This window comes from Arthrobacter sp. CP30 (genome assembly GCF_053470025.1).
Genome location: NZ_JBQEMM010000035.1, coordinates 1 through 623, shown reverse-complemented (window position 1 = coordinate 623; position 623 = coordinate 1). Strand labels below are relative to the sequence as shown.

Annotated in this window: 2 protein-coding genes; both read left to right on the top strand. The window is 65.3% G+C overall.

Annotated elements, in window-relative coordinates:
* The first annotated feature begins 96 nt into the window (after positions 1-96).
* The gene (locus ACTIMO_RS17185) at positions 97-369 is read left to right on the top strand and encodes a hypothetical protein (protein ID WP_345850123.1); all 273 of its coding nucleotides are present in this window, start codon (positions 97-99) and stop codon (positions 367-369) included.
* Entirely contained in the window at positions 366-551 is a 186-nt protein-coding gene (locus ACTIMO_RS17180) for a hypothetical protein (RefSeq protein WP_345850121.1), read from the top strand. The genes ACTIMO_RS17185 and ACTIMO_RS17180 overlap by 4 nt, the downstream gene beginning before the upstream one ends.
* The last annotated feature ends 72 nt before the right edge of the window (positions 552-623 follow it).

Sequence of the window (623 nt, the reverse complement as noted above, 5' to 3'; positions counted from 1 at the left end):
GGCGATCGGTATCCTCGACTATGCCTGTGCCTCGCTCAACCTCGTGCCTTACTGGCGCGCTCAGGAAGTGCTCCGGCCTCCGCTGGGGGTGCGGGCGTGATCAGCGCGTTCACCCCGCCCGGCATCTCGATCATCGCCTTGAAGTCTGGCTATGGCATCGAGAAGGGCACGATATACACCGTGCGAGGGTTCGTGGTGAACCGGCATTGGCGCACGCGCGAGCCCGATCCCCATGTCCTGGTTGAAGAAATCCCGCACCCGGTGGGCTTTCCGAAGGGGAAGTTTGGCGAGATCGGCTTTCCACGCGATGCGTTCGACTATCCGACCATCGCGCCGACTTCCGTGCAACGCGAACTGGTCGCCGCATGACCGCCGCCGTCGCCATCCTCCCCACCGATGCCGCGATCGAGGCGGCATGGGAACGGTACACGGAGATTGCACGCCGCGTCGTGGATGAGCCGGAGCTGCTGCTCGACCGCGACCATTGCGCCGAGTTTTCCTTGGCCTGGGCCGACTATCGCGACCTCACGCTCGCACGGAGGCCGCGTTGAGCGCCGTGGTGAAACGCATCGAGGCACCGGCCTATCCGGCTCGGCTCGCCAGCATCGACACCGAAGCGGCAA